Here is a 1,056-nt window from a genome sequence, read left to right on the forward strand (position 1 = left end):
ATCCGGAACGACAGCCGGCGCTGGGCCTGGCCCAGGGCGCTCATCACGGCGCTGGCGAGCTCGTTCGGCGAGAGCTGGTGGACGTCATCGGCGAACCGGACGGCGACCGGGTGCGCGGTGCCGTTGACGGTGACGACGGCCCGCCCGTCGGGGCTCTCGCCCTCCACGGTGAGCGCCTCGGAGCGGCGGGCGAACTGCTCTGCCTGGTCGAGCTTGGCCAACGAGGCGTCGGCCTGGGCATCGATCTGGGCAAGCATGGCGTCGAGTCTCGAGGACACGGGGTCACCCTCCTTCGGTGGTGCGTGGCTCAGCCCCGACTACCCGGGGCGGCGCGGGTCAAACCCCGAGCGGCCCTAATGTTGCGCCATGACGACCGATCTCGGGACAGAGCTGCCGCAACGGACCGCGTTGGCGTGGGCGATGGTGGTGGTGGCCGTGGTGCTGGCCATCCCCACCTTCCGCGTCTTCCGCACCGCGGCCGGCGTGTCCGGCTCCCTCGGCACGTGGGCCGTGGCCGTGGGGATGGCGCTCGTCTTCGTGGTGGGGCCGCTCCTCCTCGCCCGGGGCCTGCTCCGCATCCACGTGCACGTCGGCGAGTCGACGCTGACCCGCACGTACGGCGACCGGGTGGTCCACCAGCTGCAGTTCTCGCAGGTGACCCGGGTCCGGGTGAAGCGCGAGGCCTACTTCATGACGATCACCCTGTGGGGCGACGACCCGCAGGACCGACCCCTCGTGTTCCCGGTGTCGACGGCCTACGTCAGCGACCTCGAGCCGCTCGCGCGGCGCCTGGACGCCGAGCTCGAGCGGCGACCTGACCTGTTCCTCGACGAGTACGAGCAGCGGCGGTGGGCCGAGTTCAGGCACCCTGACCGGTGACCGGGACCACCACGACCGGCCCGGGGGCGTGGCGCACGACCTGCTCGGCCGTCGAGCCGGTCAGCAGCCCGCGGAAGCCACCCGCGCCCCGCCGGCCGACGACCAGGATCTCCGCCCCGGCTGCGGCCTCGAGGAGCTTGGCCGAGGACTGGCCGTGGGCCGCGTGCAGCTCGACCG

3 protein-coding genes are annotated in these 1,056 nt (G+C 72.9%); 1 reads left to right on the forward strand and 2 read right to left on the reverse strand.

Features of this window, described 5'->3' with window-relative positions; genetic code table 11:
* A partial coding sequence (locus ACXJKL_RS21455) for a YbaB/EbfC family nucleoid-associated protein (protein ID WP_457209014.1) occupies window positions 1–257 on the reverse strand: 257 nt, incomplete at its 3' end.
* Window positions 258–366: 109 nt separating this feature from the next.
* Here ACXJKL_RS21455 and ACXJKL_RS21460 point away from each other — a divergent pair.
* Window positions 367–879 carry a hypothetical protein gene (locus ACXJKL_RS21460; RefSeq protein WP_457209015.1) on the forward strand — a complete coding sequence of 171 codons (513 nt, stop codon included), beginning with the start codon at window positions 367–369 and terminating at the stop codon, window positions 877–879.
* Here the strand turns inward: ACXJKL_RS21460 and ACXJKL_RS21465 are convergent.
* Window positions 860–1,056 (reverse strand): universal stress protein (locus ACXJKL_RS21465; RefSeq protein ID WP_457209016.1); only part of this gene is annotated, 197 nt, incomplete at its 5' end. The two genes, ACXJKL_RS21460 and ACXJKL_RS21465, sit on opposite strands and share 20 nt — an antisense overlap.

This window comes from Nocardioides sp. P5_C9_2 (genome assembly GCF_054049555.1).

What these genes read in the sequence shown, in the direction of transcription:
- ACXJKL_RS21460 (WP_457209015.1), top strand. Translation starts at nt 367, where the DNA reads ATGACGACCGATCTCGGGACAGAGCTGCCGCAACGGACCGCGTTGGCG.